Genomic DNA, 2434 nt, shown 5'->3' with positions numbered 1-2434 from the left:
GGAAGTGGGCCCGCCAGGGTGTGCCGTCGGGGAGGGCGCCCGGCGGGTCGAGGGCCTCGGGGAGGTCGTCGGTTCCGTGCAGGCCGGTGGTGTCACGGGTGCGGATCTGGTGCAGGAAGCGCGGCTCGGCGAAGGCCGCGAGCGCCCGGCGCACCTCGGGGAGGTGCGGATGCTCGGCGTGCAGGGCGGCGGAGAGCTGGGCCTTGGGCACGGTCACGCCGGCGGTGGTGAGGGTGTTCAGCGCGGCGCGTGGATCTTCGAAGGAGGTGGCGAGGTGGCAGGTGTCCAGGCAGACACCGATGCGTGAAGGAGGCGGGGCGCCGTCTCCGGTCAGGGCGGCGACGGCGTCGGCGGTGGTCTCGATCGTGCAGCCGGGTTCGGGTTCGAGGCCGGCCCGGACGGACTTGCCGGTGAGTTCTTCCAGGGCGTCGAGGCGCTGGGCGAGGGTGGTCAGGGCCGCGACGGCGGCGGCGTGCCGCTTCGGGCCGAAGGCGGTGCGCCAGGCCAGTGGCAGTGTGGAGATGGTGCCTTCCGTGACGTCGTCGGGCAGGAGTGCGGCAAGCAGCCGGGCGAGGTCGGTGGTGTGGTTCAGGCGGGCGGCCTCGGTCCAGTCGGGCCGGTAGACGCGGTGTTTGACGACGCGGTCGCCGAAGCCCTGGTAGGGGAAGCCGTTGAGGGTGACGACTTCCAGGCCGCGGCGGTCCAGCTCGGTGCGCAGGTCGCGTAGTGCGCCCGGGTCGTCGGTCAGGGTGCGGGTGACGTCTCTGGCCAGCCACAGGCCGATGCCCAGGCGGTCGCGGCCGAGGCGCCGGCGGACGGGTTCGCAGTGGTCGCGCAGCTGGGCGAGGACGCCGTCGAGGGTTTCGGCGGGGTGGACATTGGTGCAGTAGGCGAGGTGGATGGTGGATCCGTCGGGGTGGCGGAAGCGCATGGGTGGCTCACTTTCCGCCGCGGAGTACGGAGTTGCCCTCGTGGGTGGCGGGCGTGGACGGGTCCTGGACGTCGAGGTGGAGGCGGCCGCTGAGGCCGTAGAAGGCGACGGGGTTGCGCCACAGGACCTGGTCGACCTGGTCCTCGGTGAAGCCGGCCGCGAGCATTGCCTCGCCGGTGCTGCGTGTCTTCAGCGGGTCACTGCGGCCCCAGTCGGCTGCGGAGTTGACCAGGACGCGTTCGGTACCGCGGTCCTTGAGGACGGCGACCATGCGGTCCTCGTCCATCTTGGTGTCGGGGTAGATGGAGAAGCCCAGCCAGCAGCCGCCGGCGTCGGCCTCTTTGACGGTCGTCTCGTTGAGGTGGTCGAGCAGGACGCGCCCGGGCGGCAGGTGGGACTCGCGCACGACGTCCAGGGTGCGGCGCAGCCCGGCCAGTTTGTCGCGGTGCGGGGTGTGCACGAGGGCGGGCAGGCCGTGGTCGGCGGCGAGCTGGAGCTGGGCGGCCAGGGCGTGGTCCTCGGCCGGGGTCATCGAGTCGTAGCCGATCTCGCCCACGGCGACGACGTGGTCCTTGACCAGGTAGCGGGGCAGTTCGTCGAGGACGGGCAGGCAGCGGGGGTCGTTCGCCTCCTTGGGGTTGAGGGCGAGGGTGCAGTGGTGGGCGATGCCGAACTGGGCGGCGCGGAAGGGCTCCCATCCCAGGAGGGCGTCGAAGTAGTCGTAGAAGCTGGCCGGCGAGGTGCGGGGCTGGCCCAGCCAGAAGGCGGGCTCGACCACGGCCCGGACTCCGGCGGCGTGCATCGCCTCGTAGTCGTCGGTCGTGCGGGAGGTCATGTGGATGTGGGGGTCGAAGATGCGCATCAGGGCTCCATGCGGGTCAGGGCCAGTACGCGGTGCAGGTCTTCCGGGACGGCCCGGCCGGCGGCGGTGCGTTCGGCGGCGTAGTCGCCGAGCATCCGGGCGAGTTCGCTGTCGCCCCGGGCCCGGTCGGCGAGGCCGGCCACGACACGCACCGGAATACCGGTGAACAGGCACTTCAGGACGGCGTGCCGCCAGGCGTGCGGCGTGAGGTGCCGGGCGGCGTAGTCGCCGAGCGCTGCGGCGACGAGGCGTGCGTCATTGGTGCGCAGCGCGTCCTCGACGAGCGGCACCGCGTCGGGGCCGAGGTCCAGGTGCGGCAGCGCGAGGAGCACGGCGCGGCGCTCGGCGGCGGAGCCGCGCTCGTAGAGCCGGGAGACGGTGGCGGCGTCCGGGCCGATGCTGCGTAGCAGCAGGACGCGGACGGCGTCCGTGTGGCCGGGCCCGGCACGGCGGCCGGCCTCCGCGAAGGCGGTCTCCCAGGCGCCGGGGGCCGTCTCGGTCCCGGCCAGCACCCGCTCGAGCCAGACGCGGGCGGCTTCGGGTAGTCCCGCGGGCGGGTCCGCGAGGGCGTCGGTGGGTGAGTCGGCGGGCGGGCCGGCCGGCGAGGGCCTCCGGAGACTGCCGGCCGGGTGGTGTGCGGG

At 73.7% G+C, this 2434-nt stretch carries 3 protein-coding genes; all 3 read right to left on the bottom strand.

The window, feature by feature from the left end; genetic code table 11:
* A partial coding sequence (gene eboE / locus GUY61_RS37495; protein WP_166634755.1) for a metabolite traffic protein EboE occupies positions 1–931 on the bottom strand: 931 nt, incomplete at its 3' end.
* Between the two features lie 7 nt (positions 932–938).
* Positions 939–1793 carry a TatD family hydrolase gene (locus tag GUY61_RS37490; RefSeq protein WP_166634754.1) on the bottom strand — a complete coding sequence of 285 codons (855 nt, stop codon included), beginning with the start codon at positions 1791–1793 and terminating at the stop codon, positions 939–941.
* The coding region (locus GUY61_RS37485; protein WP_208106941.1) for an EboA domain-containing protein at positions 1793–2434 on the bottom strand (642 nt) is incomplete at its 5' end. The genes GUY61_RS37490 and GUY61_RS37485, both read right to left, overlap by 1 nt.

This window comes from Streptomyces sp. GC420, from assembly GCF_009916105.1.
Lineage (GTDB): Bacteria > Actinomycetota > Actinomycetes > Streptomycetales > Streptomycetaceae > Streptomyces.
The sequence above is the reverse complement of the archived record's forward strand: the minus strand, read 5'-3'. Positions and strand labels throughout refer to the sequence as shown.